The sequence below is a fragment of the Alicycliphilus sp. T452 genome (genome assembly GCF_054512775.1).
Map to the genome: position 1 here is coordinate 16044 of NZ_JBTNEH010000022.1, position 18140 is coordinate 34183.

Genomic DNA, 18140 nt, shown 5'->3' on the forward strand with positions numbered 1-18140 from the left:
CACACACAAGGACCCCTCCCATGAACATCCTCATCACCGGCGGCAGCGGTTTCCTCGGCGCGCGCTTGGCGCGCACGCTGCTGGCCCAAGGCAGTCTGGCACTGGCCGGCGCGCCCGCGCAGCCCATCCAGCGCGTGGTACTGGTCGACCGCGTGGCGCCGCCCGCAGACCTGGCCGCCGACGCGCGCGTGCAATCGCTGCAGGGCGACCTGGTCGAGCAGCTCGCCGCGGGTGCGCTGCCGCTGGCCGAGGTGCAGGCCGTGTTCCACCTCGCGGCGGCGGTCAGCGGCGAGTGCGAGGCCGACTTCGACCTCGGCATGCGCAGCAACCTCGACGCCACGCGCCAGCTGCTCGAAGGCTGCCGCCGCGCCGGCCACGCGCCGGTGTTCGTGTTCTCCAGCTCGGTCGCGGTGTTCGGCGATTCGCCCGAGCAGCGCCTGCCCGACGTGATCGAGGACACCACGCTGCCCACGCCGCAGAACAGCTACGGCATCCAGAAGTTCATCGGCGAGCAGCTCGTGGCCGACTGCACGCGCAAGGGCTTCGTGCAGGGCCGCAACGTGCGCCTGATGACGGTGAGCGTGCGCCCCGGCCGCCCGAACGGCGCGGCCTCCAGCTTCCTCTCGGGCATGCTGCGCGAGCCGCTGGCCGGCGAGCGCGCGCGCTGCCCCGTGGCGCCCGAAACGGCCGTGGCGCTCTCGTCGCCCGGCAACACGGTGCGCGGCATCATCCGCGCATCGACTGCCAGCGCTGCCGAGTGGGGCGCGCGCACCGCCGTCAACCTGCCCCCCATCACCACCACCGTGGGCGAGATGGCCCAGGCCCTGGAGCGCGTGGCCGGCAAGGAGGCCACGGCGCTGATCGACTGGGAGCCCGATGCGCAGATCGCCAGGATCATCACGGGCTGGCCCAGCCGCTTCAACCCGAAGCGCGCCCAGGCCCTGGGCCTGGCGGCTGACGAGAGCTTCGAGGCCATCCTGCGCGACTACGTGCGCGAGAACCCGCAGGCCGTCAAGCTCGCGGTGAAGGGCTGAGCCATGGGCAAGCTGCTGCTGGGCTGCATCGCCGACGACTTCACGGGCGCCACCGACCTCGCCAACAACCTCGTGCGCGCGGGCATGCGCGTGGTGCAGGCCATCGGCGTGCCGGAGGGCCCGCTGGCGGCGGACGTGGATGCCGTCGTCGTCGCGCTCAAGTCGCGCACCAACCCCGTTGACGAGGCCGTGGCGCAGTCGCTCGCCGCGCTGCGCTGGCTGCAGGGACAGGGCGCGCACCAGATCTACTTCAAGTACTGCTCCACCTTCGACAGCACCCCGGCCGGCAACATCGGCCCCGTGACCGAGGCGCTGATGGACGCGCTGGGCACCGAATTCACCATCGCCACCCCGGCCTTCCCCGACAACAAGCGCACCGTGTTCAAGGGCTACCTGTTCGTGGGCGACGTGCTGCTGAGCGAGAGCGGCATGCAGAACCACCCGCTCACGCCCATGGCGGACCCCAACCTCGTGCGCGTGATGCAGGCGCAGTGCCGGCGCAAGGTGGGCCTGATCGACCACGCGGTGGTCGCGCGCGGCGCCGCAGCCGTCACCGAGCGCATCGCGCGGCTCAGGGCCGAGGGCGTCGCCATCGCCATCGTCGATGCCGTCTCCAACGACGACCTGCTGCGCATGGGCCCCGCGCTCGCGGCGCTGCCGCTGGTCACGGCGGGCTCGGGCGTGGCGATCGCGCTGCCGGCCAACTTCGGCTTCGCGCCGTCGCCCGCGGCGAGCGTGCTGCCCTTCGGGAGCGGCCTGCGCGCCGTGGTGTCGGGCAGCTGCTCGCTGGCGACCAACCGGCAGGTGCAGGACTTCATCGCGCGCGGCGGCGCGGCGCTCGCCATCGACCCGCTGCGCATCGCCGATGGCGCCGACGTGGTGGCCGAGGCGCTCGCCTGGGCCACGCCGCTGCTCGCGCGCGGCCCCGTGCTCGTCTATTCCACGGCCGACAGCGGCGCGGTGAAATCCGTGCAGTCGCGCCTGGGCGCGGAAGAGGCGGGCGCGATGGTGGAGCGCACCATCGCGGCCATCGCGCGTGGTTTGGTCGAGCGCGGCGTGCGCCAGCTCGTGGTGGCGGGCGGCGAGACCTCGGGCGCCTGTGTGCAGGCGCTGGGCATCACGCAGATGCAGATCGGCCCGCAGATCGACCCGGGGGTGCCATGGTGCCATGCGCAGGCGCTCGGCGCCGGCCTGCACATCACGCTCAAATCCGGAAATTTCGGCGGCGACGATTTCTTCACGCGCGCGTTCGAGGTGCTCGCATGACCGAGGCACAGGCGCGCGAGGAGATCTGCCGCGTGGGCCGCAGCCTGTTCGAGCGCGGCTACGCGCACGCCACGGCCGGCAACATCAGCGTGCGGCTCGATGACGGCGGCTTTCTCATCACGCCCACCGACGCCTGCCTGGGCTTCCTTGACCCCGCGCGCCTCGCGCGCCTGGACGCGCAGGGCCGGCAGGTGAGCGGCGACCGCGCGAGCAAGACCATCGCGCTGCACGCGCGCATCTACGCCGCCGCGCGCGCGTTCGACGCGCAGACCGCCTGCGTCATCCACACGCACGGCACGCACTGCGTGGCCCTCACGCTGCAGCCTGCGGAGGGCGAACTGCTGCCCGCCATCACGCCGTACTTCGTGATGAAAGTCGGCCACGTGCCCGTGATCCCCTACTACCGCCCCGGCGCGCCCGAGGCGGCCGAGGCCGTGGCCCAGGCCATCGCGCGCTACGGCGCGCAAGGCACGCCGCTGCGCGCCGTGATGTTGGAGCGCCTGGGCCCCAACGTCTGGCATGACACCCCCGCCGCCGCGATGGCGACGCTGGAGGAACTGGAGGAAACGGCGCGCCTGTGGCTGCTGTCCTCCCCCAAGCCCGCCGCGCTGGACGCGGCGCAGATCGACGAACTGCGCGCCGCCTTCGGCGCGCGCTGGTAAGGAACCCACATGCCCCGCTTTGCCGCCAACCTCTCCATGCTCTATGGCGAGCATGCCTTCCTCGACCGCTTCGCCGCCGCCGCCGCGGACGGTTTCAAGGGCGTCGAATACCTGTTCCCCTACGAATTTCCCGCCGCCGAGATCGCCCGGCGCCTGAAGGACAACGGCCTCGCGCAGGTGCTGTTCAACGCGCCCCCCGGCGACTGGGCCGCGGGCGAGCGCGGCCTGGCCTGCCTGCCCGGGCGCGAGGCCGAGTTCCGCGAAGGCTTCGCGCGCGCGCTGGACTACGCCGCCGCGCTCGACTGCCCGCGCATCCACGTGATGGCCGGCCTCGTGCCCGCGGGCCAGACGCGCGAGGCCTTGCGCCCGCTCTACACCGACAACCTGCGCTGGGCGGCGGAGCAGGCCGCGCAGGCCGGGCGCAACGTGCTCATCGAGCCCATCAACACGCGCAACATCCCCGGCTTCTTCCTCAACCGCCAGGACGACGCGCACGCCATCGTGCAGGCCGTGGGCGCGCCCAACCTGCAGGTGCAGTTCGACCTGTACCACTGCCAGATCGTCGAGGGCGACGTGGCCATGAAGATCCGCCAGTACCTGCCCACGGGCCGCGTCGGCCACTTCCAGATCGCGGGCGTGCCCGAGCGGCACGAGCCCGACATCGGCGAGCTCAACCACCCCTACCTGTTCTCGGTCATCGACGAGGTGGCCGCGCAGTGCGGCTGGCAGGGCTGGGTGGGCTGCGAGTACCTGCCGCAGCGCGGCGCGATGCCCGGTGGCACCACCGCGGGCCTGGGCTGGGCGCGCGGATGGCTGTAAGGCGCATTCCTTTCAAGGCCTTTGGGTGAAATTTGGCTTTAGCGCTTGTCTAGCAGGCGCAGGTAGCTATCTTTTTTGGTCTAGGTAGCTGGTTTTCATGTTGCTGGCCGGGACTCGTCCCGGCCAGCAACATGAAAATCAACAACAAAGATTCAAAAAAGATAGCTACCCGCGCTTGCCAGAAAAACCCCAAAGCCCATTCCCCCCAAAAACCTTGAAAGGAATGGCTCATACGGATTTGCCTTCAACCGCATAACGTTGCTGGGGCGCGGCAGACAGTGCTGTCGCACGGCAAGGCGCCCCGCCCAGTTATCCGCTTGAATTCAAATCCGTATCAAAGAGCCCGCGAGGGCCATGGCGTAATCCATGTAACGCCGTGTGCCCTCCCGGATCCGCGCCGGATCGGGCGGTAGGATCATCCGGCGCCGGACGCTTTTCCGGCCGCACCGTCTCTGCGCAGCCATCCGCGAAAGGAGCCAGCCCATGCCCGAACGAGATCCCGCCGAGTACCGGCCGCGCTCCGAATCCTCGCCCGCCTGGATCGTGGCGGTGGTGCTGGCCGCCGCCGGGGCGGCGTGGTGGTTCTGGTGGCGCCCCGCACAGGCCCCGCAGGCACCGCCCGTCGTGGCGGAGCCCGCGCCGCCCGCCTCGGAACCCCTGGCGCAGGCTTCGGGCCCGCAGAATCCGGTGGATGCGCTGGAGAGCGCCGAGCCGGCCCTGCCCGCGCTGCGCGATTCCGACGCGTACGTGGCCCAGGCGCTGAACGCGCTGCTGGGCAGCGGGCAGGCCGCCAAGTTCCTGCAGCTCGACGGCTTCGTGCGCCGCGCCGTGGCCACGGTGGACAACCTGCCGCGCGCGCAGGCTCCCGCGCGCCTGTGGCCGGTGCAGCCCGCGCCGGGCCGCTTCACCGTGCTGGGGCCGGAAGACGCGCAGACCCAGGCCATCGCCCCGGCCAACGCCGCGCGCTACGAAGCCTTCGTCGCCTTCGCCGAGGCCGTGCCGCTGGGCGCGGCCGTCAAGCTCTACGCGCGGCTGTATCCGCTGTTCCAGGCGGCCTACGAGGAACTGGGCTACCCCGGCCGCTATTTCAACGACCGGCTGGTGGCCGTGCTGGACCACCTGCGCGCCGCCCCCGAGCCCGCGAGCCCCGTCGCGGTGCAGCTCACCAGGGTCGCGGGCGAGGTGCCTTCCACACGCCCCTGGGTGCGCTACGAGTTCGCCGATCCGCGGCTGGAGGCGCTTTCCAGCGGCCAGAAGATGCTGGTGCGCATGGGGCCGGAGAACGCCCGCCGCCTGAAGGCCGTGCTGGCTGAGCTGCGCCGCCGCGTGGCGACGGGCGATGTGGCACGGTGACGTTCAAAATTCATAGCTGCCAGCGCTTGGCGTTGAATGATTCCAGGTGGGTTTCTATCTGGAGCCATGGAATGGCAGGCGCAGGCAGCTATTGATTTTGAAGCAACTGCCGCAGGCGTCATCCGGCGCGGGGCCGGAAGAAGGCATCGAGCACCGGCATCAGCGCGGGGAATTCCTGCGCGAAGCGCTCGCGGTGCACGAAGTACGCCTCGCAGGCCACGGCGAAGAATTCCGCCGGCGCGGTGGCGCCGTAGCCGTCCAGCCAGGGCCATGCGCCGCCGAAGCGCTCGGCGATGATGACCTGCTCGCGGAACCGCTCGTAAGCGTCGCTCCAGGCCGCGCGCCAGGCTTCGCGCGCCTCGTGGGGGCTGGCCGCGCCCATGAAGCCGGGCGGCAGCGGCGGGCAGCCGTCGGCGCCGCCGTTCTTCATGTCGATCTTGTGCACGAACTCGTGGATCACCACGCTGGTGGCGTGGCCCTCGCGGCCCGCGCCTTGGACGGCGGGCCAGGAGAGCATCACGGGGCCGTTCTCCATGGCCTCGCCGAGCAGCACCTCGTCGTAGTGGTGCACCACGCCGGCTTCATCGACGGCCTTGCGGCGCGCCACGGCCTCGGCCGGGTGCACGACGATGCCCACGAAATCGTCGTACCACGCGAGCGCCTTGCCGGGCTCGCCCCAGTGCAGCAGCGGCAGGCAGGCCTGCGCGGCGATGGCCACGGCCATGGCGTCGGTCACCACGAGGCCGTGCGCGCCCGAGAATTCCTTGCGGTGCAGGAAGAGGGCGCTCAATGCGCGCAGCTTGGCCTGCTCCTGCAGCGGCAGCGCGGCGAGGAAGGGGTAGCGGTTCAGCGTCTGCAGCCACAGGTCGGCGCCGATGTCGGGGATCGGTGCCACGGCGGAGCGCACGCGCCGGGCCAGGCGGGAGAGGAAGCGGGGCATGCCGCTACGTGGGGGCGAGCGGCAGGCGCTGCAAGCCCGCGTCCGTGAGCCGCAGCACGCCGGCGCGCGGCGGCGTGGCCTCCAGGTCCCAGTCGGTGAGCACGTGGCGCGCGAGGCCGGGCGCGAGCACGTGGTCCGCCGGCAGGTGCGTGTGGCCGTGGATCAGCGCACCGGCGCGCGCGGCGCGCAGCCATTCGATGGCGGCGGGGCCGTCCACGTCGGCATAGGGGGCCGTGCCGGCCTGCTTGCGCGCCTCGCTCTCGCTGCGCGCGCTGCGGCCCTGGGCGCGGCGCTCATGCAGCGGGCGAGCGAGCAGCTGCGCCTGCCACTGCGGGTCGCGCGCGAGGGCGCGAAAGCGCTGGTATTCCACGTCCTGCAGGCACAGCGCGTCGCCGTGCGAGAGCAGCCAGCGCCGGCCCGCGAACGTGAGCGCGGTGGGGTCGGCCAGCACGGGAATGCCCGTGCGCCGCGTGAAGCCCTCGCCCACGAGGAAGTCGCGGTTGCCGTGCATGAAGAACAGGGGGCGTCGGCGCGCGGCCTGCGCGAGCAGCGTGCAGCATTCGCCCTCGAAGCTGCCGCGCTCGCCGATCGCGTCGTCGCCCACCCAGACCTCGAACAGGTCGCCGAGCAGGAACACCGCGTCGGCGGGCGTCGCGGCGAGGTAGCGCGCGAACGCCTGCACCGTGGCGGGGTGGCTGCCCTCCAGGTGCAGGTCGGAAACGAAATCGACCGTGCGCCACGCGGCTGGCGCGGCCAGCTCGGCGATGGGCGGCACGGCCTGGGGCATTACAGCGCCACGGCCTTGTCGATCACCACGGCGTCGAACGGCACGTCGTCGTGGAAGCCCTTGCGCGTGGTGCGCACCTTCTTGATCGCGTCCACCACGTCCTGGCCCTTGACCACCTTGCCGAACACGGCGTAGCCCCAGCCCTGGGGCGTGGGCGCGGTGTGGTTCAGGAAGGCGTTGTCCACCACGTTGATGAAGAACTGGGCCGTGGCGCTGTGCGGGTCGCCGGTGCGGGCCATGGCGATGGTGTACTGGTCGTTCTTCAGGCCGTTGGCGGCCTCGTTCTCGATGGGCTCGCCGGTGGCTTTTTGCTTCATGTCGGGCGTGAAGCCGCCGCCCTGGATCATGAAGCCCTTGATCACGCGGTGGAAGACGGTGCCGTCGTAGTGGCCCTTGTTCACGTAGGCCAGGAAGTTTTCGGTGGACTTGGGCGCGTTGGCGGCGTCCAGCTCCAGCGTGATGACGCCGGGGGTGGCCGTCTCGGCCACGTTGATGGTGACGTGCAGTTCGACTTGCGGGTTGCTCATGGCGGGTGTCCTTTCGGTTGTCTACTTGACCAGGGTTGCGGATTGGATGATCACGGGCGTGGCGGGCACGTTCTGGTAGGGCCCGCGGTTGCCCGTGGCCACGGCCTTGATCTTGTCCACCACCTCGGTGCCGCCCACCACCTTGCCGAACACGGCATAGCCGTGGCCGTCGGGGCTGGGGGCGTTGAGCATGGCGTTGTCCTTCACGTTGATGAAGAACTGCGCCGTGGCCGAGTTGGGATCGGCCGTGCGCGCCATGGCGATGGTGTACCTGTCGTTCTTCAGGCCGTTGGCGGCCTCGTTCTGGATGGGGGCCTTGGTGGGCTTTTGCTGCATGTCGGGCGTGAAGCCGCCGCCCTGGATCATGAAGCCGTCGATCACGCGGTGGAAGATGGTCCCGTCGTAGTGCTTGTCCTGCACGTAGGAGAGGAAGTTCTCCACGGTCCTGGGCGCCTTGGCCGCATCGAGCTGCAGCACGATGTCCCCCATGGAGGTGGCGAGCTTCACCTGGGGGGCCGCCGCGGTCTGGGCCAGCGCGGGGGATGCGCCCAACAGCGTGGCAAGCATGGCGCCGGCCAGGGCCAGGGCCGGGGTTCTTCTGGAAATCATCCGATCACTCCTTCGAAAAATATCTGCCAGCGGGCGCCCTTGCGGGTCCAGTACTGGCGCCTGACGGTGCCGGTGCGGGTGCCTTCGGTCACTTCGCCGAAGGTCACCACCATGGTGTCGCTGCTGTCGGTCCAGCGCAGCACGCTCCTGTCCTTGAGCACCACGGCGCGGCCTTGCAGCGCCTGGGCTTCGGCCTGCAGGGCCTGTGACCACTGCTGCAGGTCCTGGTTCCGGTGGCTCTGGAATTCGGGAGCATAAAAGCCCAGCAGGCGCCGCGTGTCACCCTGGGACTTGGCGCCGCGCCAGGCTTCGAGCACGTCGTGGAACGACTGGCGCTCGGCCTGCAGCGCCTGGGGCCTGACCCAGCGCAGATCCCTGGCGATCACCACGGGCGTGGTGCGCGGCTCCACCGTCTTCAGGACGCGCTCCAGGTCCGGGTTGGCCAGGACCAGGCAGCCGTCGGTGGCCAGCGGGGCGCGCGAGAACTGGCTGGGGGGCGTGCCGTGCAGCCAGATGCCGCTGCCCGTCTTGCCCCTGCGCACGTCCAGCGGATTGGGATAGTTGATGGGCAGGGCGCCCGCGCCGTAGAAGTCCTTGAGCGTCGCGGGATCGAGCCGGCTCGTGATGTAGTACACGCCCAGCGGCGTGCGCTGGTCGCCCTCGGCCTGCTTTTCGGTCCCCAGCTTGCCGACGGAGGCGTAGTAGTCGGCCACCAGCACCAGCCCCTTGTCGGTGTTCTCGAACAGGTACAGCCGCGAGCGCGAGGCGTCTATGGCGATGGCGTGGCGCGTGCGCGTGGACAGCTCCAGGAACTGGGCCGGGATACTGCCCTGCGGGGGGCGGGCCTTGAGCGCATCCACGCGCAGGCGCGATTCGGCGCGCAGGTCCGACAGCGTTTCGACCGCCGTGGGCGGCAGGGCTGCCGTGCCGGCGGGCGCCGGAGCGGCCGTGGCCAGCGAGATGCCCGGAATCTGCGCAGGCATGGCCATGGTCATGGCGACGGCCGCGGGCGGCGCGGCAACGTCGCCCACCCGGCCCACGGGGCGCATCCTGGCGGCAAGCAGGTCGCCGAGCGCCAGCTGGGCGAGCTGGAAATTGGGGTGGTCGCGCACCAGGCGTTCGGCCAGGGGCAGGGCCTGGCGGGCGTGCCCCTCGGCCGTCAGGCGGTAGATTTCGAGCAGGCGCCGTTCCGCGTCGCCATCGTGCAGAGGGGCGGCGGCGGGGGCCGCGGCGCGCGCGGGCTTGCGCTGCGCCTTCTTGCCCGATGGCTGGCGGGCCTTCTTCTCGCCTTGTACCGACGCCGCGGCGGGCGCGGCCAGCAGCCCGGCCACGACGGCCGTGACCAGGGCATGGCCGAAGGGAAAAGGGCTCAGGGGCATGCGTGGTGTGCGTTGTGAAAACGGCATGCGGCGGCGCCGGCGCCGCATCCAGTCAAAGGCAGGGCGCGGGCAGAAAGCTCAGCCGCCCGTGGATTCACGAACGATGGTCCAGCGGCCACCTTGGTTCACCATGTCCAGCGTCTTGCGGCTCGAGACGTTCATGCTGCCCGAGCTGTATTGCTGGCGGAAACGCGCCTGGGCCTTGTCGCCGTCCACATGGATGCGCAGGTCGCTGATGCCCACGGTGATCTTGGAGCGGCCGACGATGCGTTCGCGGCGCTCCTTCTCCCAGGCAGCGCGGCTCGACTGGTTCTGGGGCCGGAAGTTCTTGGCGTAGGCGCCCAGGTAGCCATTCATGTCCTGGCTCTCCCATGCGTCCGCCCAGGCGTGGACGGCCTTCGCCACGTCCTTTTCGGGGCTGCCGGAGGCCGCGGCCTTGGGCGCCGCCGGTGCCGGGGCATCGGCGGGAGCCGCCGGAGCGGCAGGAGGCGCGGCGGCGGGGACAGGAGCGGGCGCGGGCGCGGGCGCCGGTGCAGGGGCGGGAGCGGCTGCCGGCGCGGGCGCCGGTGCGCGCGTGGCGGTGGCCACCTTGGAGGTGGCCGCCTTGGCGTCGGCGGAGAACAGCTCGCGGATCAGGGCCAGCTTGGGGCGCAGCGAGTTGGCCTGGGTGGCGTCCAGCTGCAGGGCCTTGTTGTAGGCCTGGCCCGCCAGCTTGGCATAGATGTCGCCGAGGTTCTCGTGCGCCGTGGCATAGCTGGGGTTGGTGCGGATGGCCATCTCCAGGGCGGCGCGCGCCTTGTCGAGCTGGTTCTGGTTGGCGTACAGCACCGCCAGGTTGTTGTAGGGCTCGGGCAGCTCGGGATAGTCTTCCGTGAGCTTGGTGAACGTGGCGATGGCGTCGGCCTGCTTGCCCGTGTCGGCCTGCGCCACGCCGCGCAGGAAGCGCAGCTGGGGGTCGCGCGGGTTGGCGGCGATGCGCTGGTCGGCCTTGACGAGGGCTTCCTGCGCCTTGCCGGCGCGCAGCAGCTGCGTGATCTCGGAGTAGTCGTCCGCCGCATGGGCCAGTGGCAGCCCCAACAGTGCCGACAGGGTGGCAACGCGCAGGAGTCGGGAAAGAGGGCGGCTTGCGTGCTTCATTGGCGAGGGCTGGGTGGGAATGCCGAGGTGGCAGAGAGAGGCGCTTATACTGCGGCGATTGTAGCTGAGGGGGTGTCATGACGGCGCCACGCTGCCGCCAGCCCCGGCTACGGTGCGCGCAGGGCCTGCAGCCGCTTTTCGATGCCGCGCCGGCTGCCGGGTGTTGCCTTGCCGGCCACGCGGCACGCCGGCTGCAATTGCCACTGTTTCTGACTGTTGTCCCATGAGTTTGCGCATCTACAACACGCTGTCGCGTGCATTGGAAGATTTTTCCCCGCTCGAAGCCGGCCATGTACGCATGTACGTATGCGGCATGACGGTGTACGACCTGTGCCACCTGGGCCATGCGCGCTCCATGGTCGCCTTCGACGTGGTGCAGCGCTGGCTGCGCGCCTCGGGCCTGGCCGTCACCTACGTGCGCAACATCACCGACATCGACGACAAGATCATCCGCCGCGCCGTGGAGAACGGCGAGACCATCCGCGGCCTGACGGACCGCATGATCGACGCGCTGCACCAGGACGCCGACGCCCTGGGCATAGAGCGCCCCACGCACGAGCCGCGCGCCACCGAATACGTGCCGCAGATGCTCTCCATGATCGGCACGCTGCAGCGCAAGGGCCTGGCCTACCAGGCGGCCAACGGCGACGTGAACTACGCGGTGCGCAAGTTCCCGGGCTACGGCAGGCTGTCGGGCAAGTCGCTTGACGAGCTCAACGCCGGCGAGCGCGTGGCCGTGCAGGACGGCAAGCTCGACCCGCTGGACTTCGTGCTCTGGAAGGGCGCCAAGCCCGAGGAGCCCGCCGAGGTGAAGTGGCAAAGCGCCTATGGCGAGGGCCGCCCGGGCTGGCATATCGAATGCTCGGCCATGGGCTGCACGCTGCTGGGCGAGAGCTTCGACATCCACGGCGGCGGCGCCGACCTGGCCTTCCCCCACCACGAGAACGAGATCGCCCAGAGCGAGGGCGCCACGGGCAAGCCGTTCGCCCGGGTGTGGATGCACAACGGCTTCATCAACGTGGACAACGAGAAGATGTCCAAGAGCCTGGGCAACTTCTTCACCATCCGCGACGTGCTCAAGGAGTACGACGCCGAAACCGTGCGCTTCTTCGTCGTGCGCAGCCACTACCGCAGCCCGCTGAACTACAGCGACGTGCACCTGGACGACGCGCGCGCCGCCCTGAAGCGCCTGTACACCGCGCTGAGCCTGGTCGCGCCCGCGCCCGTGGCGATCGACTGGGCGGAGCCGCACGCCGCGCGCTTCAAGGCGGCCATGGACGAGGACTTCGGCACGCCCGAGGCCGTGGCCGTGCTGTTCGACCTCGCGGGCGAGGTCAACCGCGGCAAGTCGCCCGGGGCGGCCGGCCTGCTCAAGGCGCTGGGCGGCCACCTGGGCCTGCTGCAGGGCGACCCGCAGGCCTTCCTGAAGGCCGGCGCGGGGCTCGACGAATCGGCCATCCAGGCCCTGATCGCCGCACGCGCGGCCGCCAAGGCCGCGAAGAATTTCGCCGAGGCCGACCGCATCCGCGCCGATCTGCTGGCCCAGGGCATCGTGCTCAAGGACTCCGCCGCGGGCACGACCTGGGAGGCGGCGCAGTAAATGCATTCAGACTCAAATATGCCTCTGGCGCAGGTGGGATAAGCGGTGGCAGCTACAAAAAAAACAGCAGAAGCAACCCCTCCCGACTATTGGGCCGAGGCCTGCAAGCACCTGACCAAGAAGGACCGCGTGATGCGCCGCCTGATCCCCCAGGTGGGCGACGTGGCGCCGTACCCGCGCGGAGACGCGTTCAGCACGCTGGCGCGCTCCATCGTGGGCCAGCAGGTGTCCGTGGCATCGGCGCAGCGCGTGTGGGACCAGTTCGCCGCGCTGCCGCGCAGCATGACGCCGCGCAGCGTGCTCAAGCTCAAGGTGGACGATATGCGCGCGGCCGGCCTGTCGGCGCGCAAGGTGGAATACCTGGTCGACCTGGCGCTGCACTTCGACAGCGGCCAGCTGCACGTGAAGCAGTGGGGCCAGATGGACGATGCGGCCATCGTCGCCGAACTGGTAGCCATCCGCGGCATCAGCCGCTGGACGGCCGACATGTTCCTGATCTTCCACCTGGCGCGGCCCAACGTGCTGCCGCTGGACGACACCACCCTGATCCAGGGCATCAGCCGGCATTATTTTTCGGGCGACCCCGTGAGCCGCAGCGACGCGCGCGAAGTCGCCGAGGCCTGGAAGCCCTGGTGCAGCGTGGCGAGTTGGTATATTTGGCGGTCGCTCGCCCCCCTGCCGGTTGACTATTGATAACGAATGGGAGCAGGGCGGCCGGTTTCGGGCACGCCCCGAGGAGAAACAAGTTGGCAAAAAAGACTTTTCTGGATTTCGAGCAGCCCATTGCCGAGCTGGAATCCAAGATCGAAGAACTGCGGTATGTCCAAAACGAGAGCGCGGTCGATATCTCCGAGGAGATCGACCAGCTCAGCAAGAAAAGCCACCAGCTCACCAAGGACATCTACAGCGACCTGAGCCCCTGGCAGATCACGAAGATCGCGCGCCACCCCGAGCGCCCCTACACCATGGACTACGTGAGGGAGATCTTCACGGACTTCGTGGAAATGCACGGCGACCGCCACTTCGCTGACGACCAGTCCATCGTCGGGGGCCTCGCGCGCTTCAACGGCCACGCCTGCATGGTGCTGGGCCACCAGAAGGGCCGCGACACCAAGGAGCGCGCCGCGCGCAACTTCGGCATGAGCCGCCCCGAGGGCTACCGCAAGGCCCTGCGCCTCATGAAGACGGCCGAGAAGTTCAAGCTGCCCGTGTTCACGTTCGTGGACACGCCCGGCGCGTTTCCCGGCATCGACGCCGAGGAGCGCGGCCAGTCCGAGGCCATCGGCCGCAACATCTACGAGATGGCGCAGTTGGAGGTGCCCATCGTCACCACCGTGATCGGCGAGGGCGGCTCCGGCGGCGCGCTGGCTATCAGCGTGGCCGACCAGGTCATCATGCTGCAGTACTCGATCTACTCCGTCATCAGCCCCGAGGGCTGCGCCTCCATCCTCTGGAAGACCAGCGACAGGGCGCAGGACGCGGCCGACGCCATGGGCATCACGGCGCACCGCCTCAAGGCCCTGGGCCTGGTGGACAAGATCGTCAACGAGCCCGTGGGCGGCGCGCACCGCGACCACAAACAGATGGCCGCCTTCCTCAAGCGCGCGCTGGGCGACGCCTATCGCCAGCTGTCGGACTTGAAGCCCAAGGAACTGCTGGAGCGCCGCTACGAGCGCCTGCAGAGCTACGGCCGCTTCACCGACACCAAGGCCGACAGCCGCTGAGCCTCCCCCGGTCTTGACGGCGACGGCCCTGCGGGGCCGTCGCGCCTCGTGTGCGACCATCGCGCCCATGACCCAGTCCTTCGACGCCGCCATGCAGGCCTTCGCGCCCCGGCTGCCCCTGGCCGTGGGCCTGAGCGGCGGCGCGGACTCGACGGCGCTCCTGCTCGCCTGCGCCGGGCGCTGGCCCGGGCAGGTGCACGCCTTCCACGTGCACCACGGCCTGCAGGCCGCGGCGGACGGGTTCGAGCGGCATTGCGTGGCCCTGTGCGCGCGCCTGCAGGTGCCGCTGTCCGTGCGGCGCGTGGATGCGCGCCACGCCAGCGGCCAGAGCCCCGAGGATGCGGCGCGCCAGGCGCGCTACAAGGCTTTCGAAGCTCTGGCGCTCGACAATCAAGCGCGGGCAGCTATCGGAACAATAGCGCTTGCACAGCATGCCGACGACCAGGTCGAAACCCTGCTGCTGGCCCTGTCGCGCGGCGCCGGCGTGGCCGGCCTGGCCGCCATGCCCGCGCAATGGCAGCGCGGCGGCTTGCACTGGAGCCGGCCGCTGCTGCGCGTGGCCGGCGCCGACGTGCGCGCCTGGCTGCAGCAGCAGGGCGAGCCCTGGGTGGAAGACCCCACCAATGCCGACGAGCGCTACACGCGCAACCGCATCCGCCGCCGGCTGCTGCCCGCGTTGCAGCAGGCCTTCCCGCATTTCCGCGACACCTTCGCGCGCAGCTGCGCGCACGCGGCGCAGGCCGGCGAACTGCTGCAGGAACTGGCCCGGGCAGACCTGGCCGCCGTGGGCCAGCCGCCGCGCATCGCGGCGCTGCGGCTCCTGAGCCGCGCGCGCCAGGCCAACGTGCTGCGCCACTGGCTGCGCAGCGCGCACGGCACCACGCCGGCGAGCGCGCAGCTCGATGCGCTGCTCGACCAGATCGCCGCCTGCGCCACGCGCGGACACCGCATCCACCTCAAGGTGGGCAGCGGCCACGTGGTGCGCGAAGGGGACGCTCTCGGTTGGTACAATCAACAGGTTTTGGACCTTATTTCCGCACGGGACGGCGGCGCACCAAAACAACCTTCGCAATAGCGCCGCCCATCAGCGTTCCGTCATCGCAGATATTCCATGGCACTGTTCGTTCATAAATACGGCGGCACCTCGATGGGCTCGACCGAGCGCATCCGCAACGTCGCCAAGCGCGTAGCCAAGTGGGCACGGGCCGGCCACCAGATCGTAGTGGTGCCCAGCGCCATGAGTGGCGAAACCAACCGCCTGCTGGCCCTGGCCAAAGACCTCGCTCCCGCGCGCGCGAGCGCGGCCTTCCACCGCGAGCAGGACATGCTGGCCGCCACCGGCGAGCAGGCATCGTCGGCCCTGCTGGCCATCGCGCTGCAGGCCGAGGGCATGGAGGCGGTGAGCTACGCCGGCTGGCAGGTGCCGATCCGCACCGACAGCAGCTACACCAAGGCGCGCATCGAATCCATAGACGACAAGCGCGTGCGCGCCGACCTCAACGCGGGCAGGGTGGTCATCATCACGGGCTTCCAGGGCATCGACGACGAGGGCAACATCACCACGCTGGGCCGCGGCGGCTCCGACACCTCGGCCGTGGCCGTGGCCGCGGCCATGAAGGCCGACGAATGCCTGATCTACACCGACGTGGACGGCGTCTACACCACCGACCCGCGCGTCGTGCCGCAGGCCAGGCGCCTGAAAAGCGTGAGCTTCGAGGAAATGCTGGAAATGGCCAGCCTGGGCAGCAAGGTGCTGCAGATCCGCTCGGTGGAGTTTGCCGGCAAGTACAAGGTGCCCATGCGCGTGCTCTCCAGCTTCACGCCCTGGGACATCGACATCAACGAAGAGGCCAAATCCGGCACCCTGATCACCTTTGAGGAAGACGAACAAATGGAACAAGCCGTCGTTTCCGGCATCGCTTTCAACCGCGACGAAACCAAGATCTCCGTGCTCGGCGTGCCAGACAAGCCCGGCATCGCCTACCAGATCCTGGGCCCCGTGGCCGACGCCAACATCGAAGTGGACGTGATCATCCAGAACATCAGCAAGGATGGCCGCACCGACTTCAGCTTCACCGTCAACCACAACGACCACGCGCGCACGCTGGAACTGCTCAAGGAAAAGGTGGTGCCCGCCCTGGGCGCGCAGGAAGTGGTGGGCGACACCGCCATCTGCAAGGTCAGCATCGTCGGCATAGGCATGCGCAGCCACGTGGGCGTGGCCGCCAAGATGTTCCGCGTGCTGAGCGAGGAGGGCATCAACATCCAGATGATCTCCACCTCCGAAATCAAGACCTCCGTCGTGATCGAGGACAAGTACTTGGAACTGGCCGTGCGCGCCCTGCACAAGGCCTTCGACCTGGACCAGCCGGCCGCCTGAGATTTCGCTGAAAGGGCCTCAAACTGAGGCATAATGGCGGGATTGGAGACGTGACCGAGTGGCCGAAGGTGCTCCCCTGCTAAGGGAGTATGGGGTGTAGAGCCTCATCGAGGGTTCGAATCCCTCCGTCTCCGCCAATCCTGAGGAAAAGCTGCCAGCATGGCCCTGAAGCCATAGGCAGCTTTTTTTCGTCCTCGTTCTCCGGCGTGGACAGATCTTCGGCCATCGCGGCCAGTGCTCTGTTAGCCGGTTGTGCTGCGTGCTGGGGGAGGGCTCGCGCAGCGGCTGCTGCCAATGACGCGTACGCCGCACCAGGGTGTTGGTCAACCAGGCCTTGGATACCAAGGTGGCGGTCATCTACCAATCCACCAAAACAGCCGCCGAAGCTGCGCTATGACACGCGGATGCAGGCCAGGCTGGACATCGTCGACTGGATCGAGGGCTGGTAGAACCGCCAGCGCCTTCAGTCGGCCAACGGCTTCCTTGCGCTGTGACATGGGAGATGCGAACTGCCCTCGGAGCCGACCGTCGCGGCTGCCAACGCGCGCCGGCTCCAGCGGGGCGAGACAGTGAGCTTCGATGGTGCCGTGATGGCCGAAGCACCACCGGCGTGGCCGTGCGGATCAACCGAGTGCCCTTCCGCATGCTGCGCTGCGTTCTGGATATCTGAGTCGTCGCCGCACTGTTGCCGGCTGCCGGCGTCAATGGGGCCCTGGTGTCACGCTTGCCTGCTTCTGGACGGGTGGGCGCATCAGGCTTGATTGGCAAAATGACTACGATTGCATTTTTTGGGAAATAATGAGATTCACCATTGACATGAAAAATGACTACGTATACATTTTCAAAAAAAGGAGGTCGCTTGAGTCGTCAGAAAACATCCACGAGCCAGGACGTCGCAAGAGTTGCGGGTGTGTCGCAGGCTACGGTATCCCGTGTGTTTGCCGAGCGTGGGAATGTGCACTCGGAGACAGCTGAGCTGGTGCGACGGGTCGCGCAGGAACTCGGCTATCGCCCCAACATCATGGCGCGCGCGATGCGGACGAGCCGTACGGGTACGGTAGGAGTCGTCGTGTCCCGACTGACGAATCCTCTGTATCCAATGATGCTCCAGACGCTTGGACCTCAGATGGTCGAAGCAGGCCTGAGGATGGTTGTTTGGAGTGTGGATGAGGCAGACGAAAAGTTCGCGATTGATGCTGTGAAGGAGCGCTCTGTGGATGGGGTGCTCGTCATGACTGCCACGGCAGATTCGTCGGCATTGAGGGAGGTAGTCAACTCCGGCTTGCCTGTGGTGCTGATCAACAGAGTTGTCGACGGGTTACCGCTTGACCAGGTGGAATCGGATAACTACGCGGGGGGGGCACGGGTTGCAGAGTATTTTGTGAGATCCGGGCGCAAGCGCATCGCCATGATTGGTGGACCGCAGGCCCCAAGCACCATCCGCAATCGCGACAGCGGATTCAGAGTGCAGCTGCAAAAGCAAAGCGTATCGCTGGAGACGCAGCTTGCCGTGTATGTCGAGAGTTTTTCTTATCAGACAGGGTATGCAGCTGCCATGCGTTTGCTGGAGATGGCGATTCAGCCAGACGCAATTTTTTGCGCTAACGATGTCTTGGCGTTGGGGGCATGCGATGCAGCACGCAGACGCGGCATAAGAGTGCCAGAAGAGCTGTGGATAGTGGGCTATGACGACATAGATATGGCGGCTTGGGATGCCTTTGATTTGACGACCATCCGTCAGCCGATAGCCGATATGTGTCAGGTGGCGACACAGATGCTTGTCGACCGTATCGGTGGATCGAAAGAGGCGCCTGTAAAAGTGGTTGTTCCCAATGAATTGATCATTCGTGGTTCGACTGGGAGGCAGCCGTTTCAAAGCTGAGATTGAGCGGGTTTTGCGATTTTCTAAAACAGGTATCACAT

The 18140-nt window shown here is 68.6% G+C and carries 18 protein-coding genes and 1 tRNA gene; 12 read left to right on the forward strand and 7 right to left on the reverse strand.

Annotated features, from left to right (window positions below):
• The first annotated feature begins 20 nt into the window (after nt 1-20).
• The 4 genes from denD to otnI are packed head-to-tail and all read left to right on the forward strand — an operon-like array spanning nt 21 to nt 3781.
• The gene (gene denD / locus ACX12L_RS17670; protein WP_459263765.1) at nt 21-1034 is read left to right on the forward strand and encodes a D-erythronate dehydrogenase; all 1014 of its coding nucleotides are present in this window, start codon (nt 21-23) and stop codon (nt 1032-1034) included.
• Between the two features lie 3 nt (nt 1035-1037).
• On the forward strand, nt 1038-2300 hold the full coding sequence (gene otnK / locus ACX12L_RS17675; RefSeq protein ID WP_459263766.1) for a 3-oxo-tetronate kinase: 1263 nt from the start codon (nt 1038-1040) through the stop codon (nt 2298-2300).
• Nucleotides 2297-2962 (forward strand): class II aldolase/adducin family protein, encoded by a 666-nt coding sequence (locus tag ACX12L_RS17680; protein ID WP_459263767.1) that lies wholly within the window; start codon nt 2297-2299, stop codon nt 2960-2962. The genes otnK and ACX12L_RS17680 overlap by 4 nt, the downstream gene beginning before the upstream one ends.
• A gap of 9 nt (nt 2963-2971) precedes the next feature.
• The gene (otnI, locus tag ACX12L_RS17685; RefSeq protein ID WP_459263768.1) at nt 2972-3781 is read left to right on the forward strand and encodes a 2-oxo-tetronate isomerase; all 810 of its coding nucleotides are present in this window, start codon (nt 2972-2974) and stop codon (nt 3779-3781) included.
• 49 nt (nt 3782-3830) lie between these two features.
• Here the strand turns inward: otnI and ACX12L_RS17690 are convergent, their stop codons facing one another.
• The gene (locus ACX12L_RS17690; RefSeq protein ID WP_459263769.1) at nt 3831-4013 is read right to left on the reverse strand and encodes a hypothetical protein; all 183 of its coding nucleotides are present in this window, start codon (nt 4011-4013) and stop codon (nt 3831-3833) included.
• Between the two features lie 251 nt (nt 4014-4264).
• Here ACX12L_RS17690 and ACX12L_RS17695 point away from each other — a divergent pair, with 251 nt between their 5' ends.
• Entirely contained in the window at nt 4265-5134 is an 870-nt protein-coding gene (locus tag ACX12L_RS17695) for a DUF3014 domain-containing protein (protein ID WP_459263770.1), read from the forward strand.
• 118 nt (nt 5135-5252) lie between these two features.
• On the opposite strand, the gene ACX12L_RS17700 is transcribed toward ACX12L_RS17695, so the two are convergent.
• The 6 genes from ACX12L_RS17700 to ACX12L_RS17725 form a co-directional block, all read right to left on the reverse strand.
• Nucleotides 5253-6074, reverse strand: coding sequence for a M90 family metallopeptidase (locus tag ACX12L_RS17700; protein ID WP_459263771.1), 822 nt, complete (start codon nt 6072-6074; stop codon nt 5253-5255).
• Nucleotides 6075-6078: 4 nt separating this feature from the next.
• A complete protein-coding gene (locus tag ACX12L_RS17705) occupies nt 6079-6861 on the reverse strand; it encodes a UDP-2,3-diacylglucosamine diphosphatase (protein ID WP_459263772.1) in 783 nt (260 codons plus the stop codon).
• The gene (locus tag ACX12L_RS17710) at nt 6861-7388 is read right to left on the reverse strand and encodes a peptidylprolyl isomerase (RefSeq protein WP_459263773.1); all 528 of its coding nucleotides are present in this window, start codon (nt 7386-7388) and stop codon (nt 6861-6863) included. Before ACX12L_RS17710 ends, ACX12L_RS17705 begins: the two co-directional genes overlap by 1 nt.
• 21 nt (nt 7389-7409) lie before the next feature.
• Nucleotides 7410-7997 (reverse strand): peptidylprolyl isomerase, encoded by a 588-nt coding sequence (locus ACX12L_RS17715; protein WP_459263774.1) that lies wholly within the window; start codon nt 7995-7997, stop codon nt 7410-7412.
• The gene (locus ACX12L_RS17720) at nt 7994-9376 is read right to left on the reverse strand and encodes a L,D-transpeptidase family protein (protein ID WP_459263775.1); all 1383 of its coding nucleotides are present in this window, start codon (nt 9374-9376) and stop codon (nt 7994-7996) included. Before ACX12L_RS17720 ends, ACX12L_RS17715 begins: the two co-directional genes overlap by 4 nt.
• Before the next feature lie 78 nt (nt 9377-9454).
• Nucleotides 9455-10513: a YybH family protein gene (locus ACX12L_RS17725; protein WP_459263776.1), complete on the reverse strand. Its 1059-nt coding sequence runs from the start codon at nt 10511-10513 to the stop codon at nt 9455-9457.
• A 223-nt stretch (nt 10514-10736) separates the two neighbouring features.
• On the opposite strand from ACX12L_RS17725, the gene cysS reads away from it, so the two are divergent.
• From cysS to ACX12L_RS17760, 7 genes are all read left to right on the forward strand, one after another.
• Nucleotides 10737-12113, forward strand: coding sequence for a cysteine--tRNA ligase (cysS, locus tag ACX12L_RS17730; RefSeq protein ID WP_459263777.1), 1377 nt, complete (start codon nt 10737-10739; stop codon nt 12111-12113).
• 45 nt (nt 12114-12158) lie between these two features.
• Nucleotides 12159-12806: a DNA-3-methyladenine glycosylase family protein gene (locus ACX12L_RS17735; protein ID WP_459263778.1), complete on the forward strand. Its 648-nt coding sequence runs from the start codon at nt 12159-12161 to the stop codon at nt 12804-12806.
• Nucleotides 12807-12859: 53 nt separating this feature from the next.
• A complete protein-coding gene (locus tag ACX12L_RS17740) occupies nt 12860-13837 on the forward strand; it encodes an acetyl-CoA carboxylase carboxyltransferase subunit alpha (protein WP_459263779.1) in 978 nt (325 codons plus the stop codon).
• Nucleotides 13838-13904: 67 nt separating this feature from the next.
• Nucleotides 13905-14912, forward strand: coding sequence for a tRNA lysidine(34) synthetase TilS (gene tilS / locus ACX12L_RS17745; protein WP_459263780.1), 1008 nt, complete (start codon nt 13905-13907; stop codon nt 14910-14912).
• A gap of 36 nt (nt 14913-14948) precedes the next feature.
• On the forward strand, nt 14949-16217 hold the full coding sequence (locus ACX12L_RS17750) for an aspartate kinase (RefSeq protein WP_459263781.1): 1269 nt from the start codon (nt 14949-14951) through the stop codon (nt 16215-16217).
• A 44-nt stretch (nt 16218-16261) separates the two neighbouring features.
• Nucleotides 16262-16354: transfer RNA gene (locus tag ACX12L_RS17755), tRNA-Ser, on the forward strand.
• 686 nt (nt 16355-17040) lie between these two features.
• On the forward strand, nt 17041-18099 hold the full coding sequence (locus ACX12L_RS17760; RefSeq protein WP_459263782.1) for a LacI family DNA-binding transcriptional regulator: 1059 nt from the start codon (nt 17041-17043) through the stop codon (nt 18097-18099).
• Nucleotides 18100-18140 lie beyond the last annotated feature (41 nt).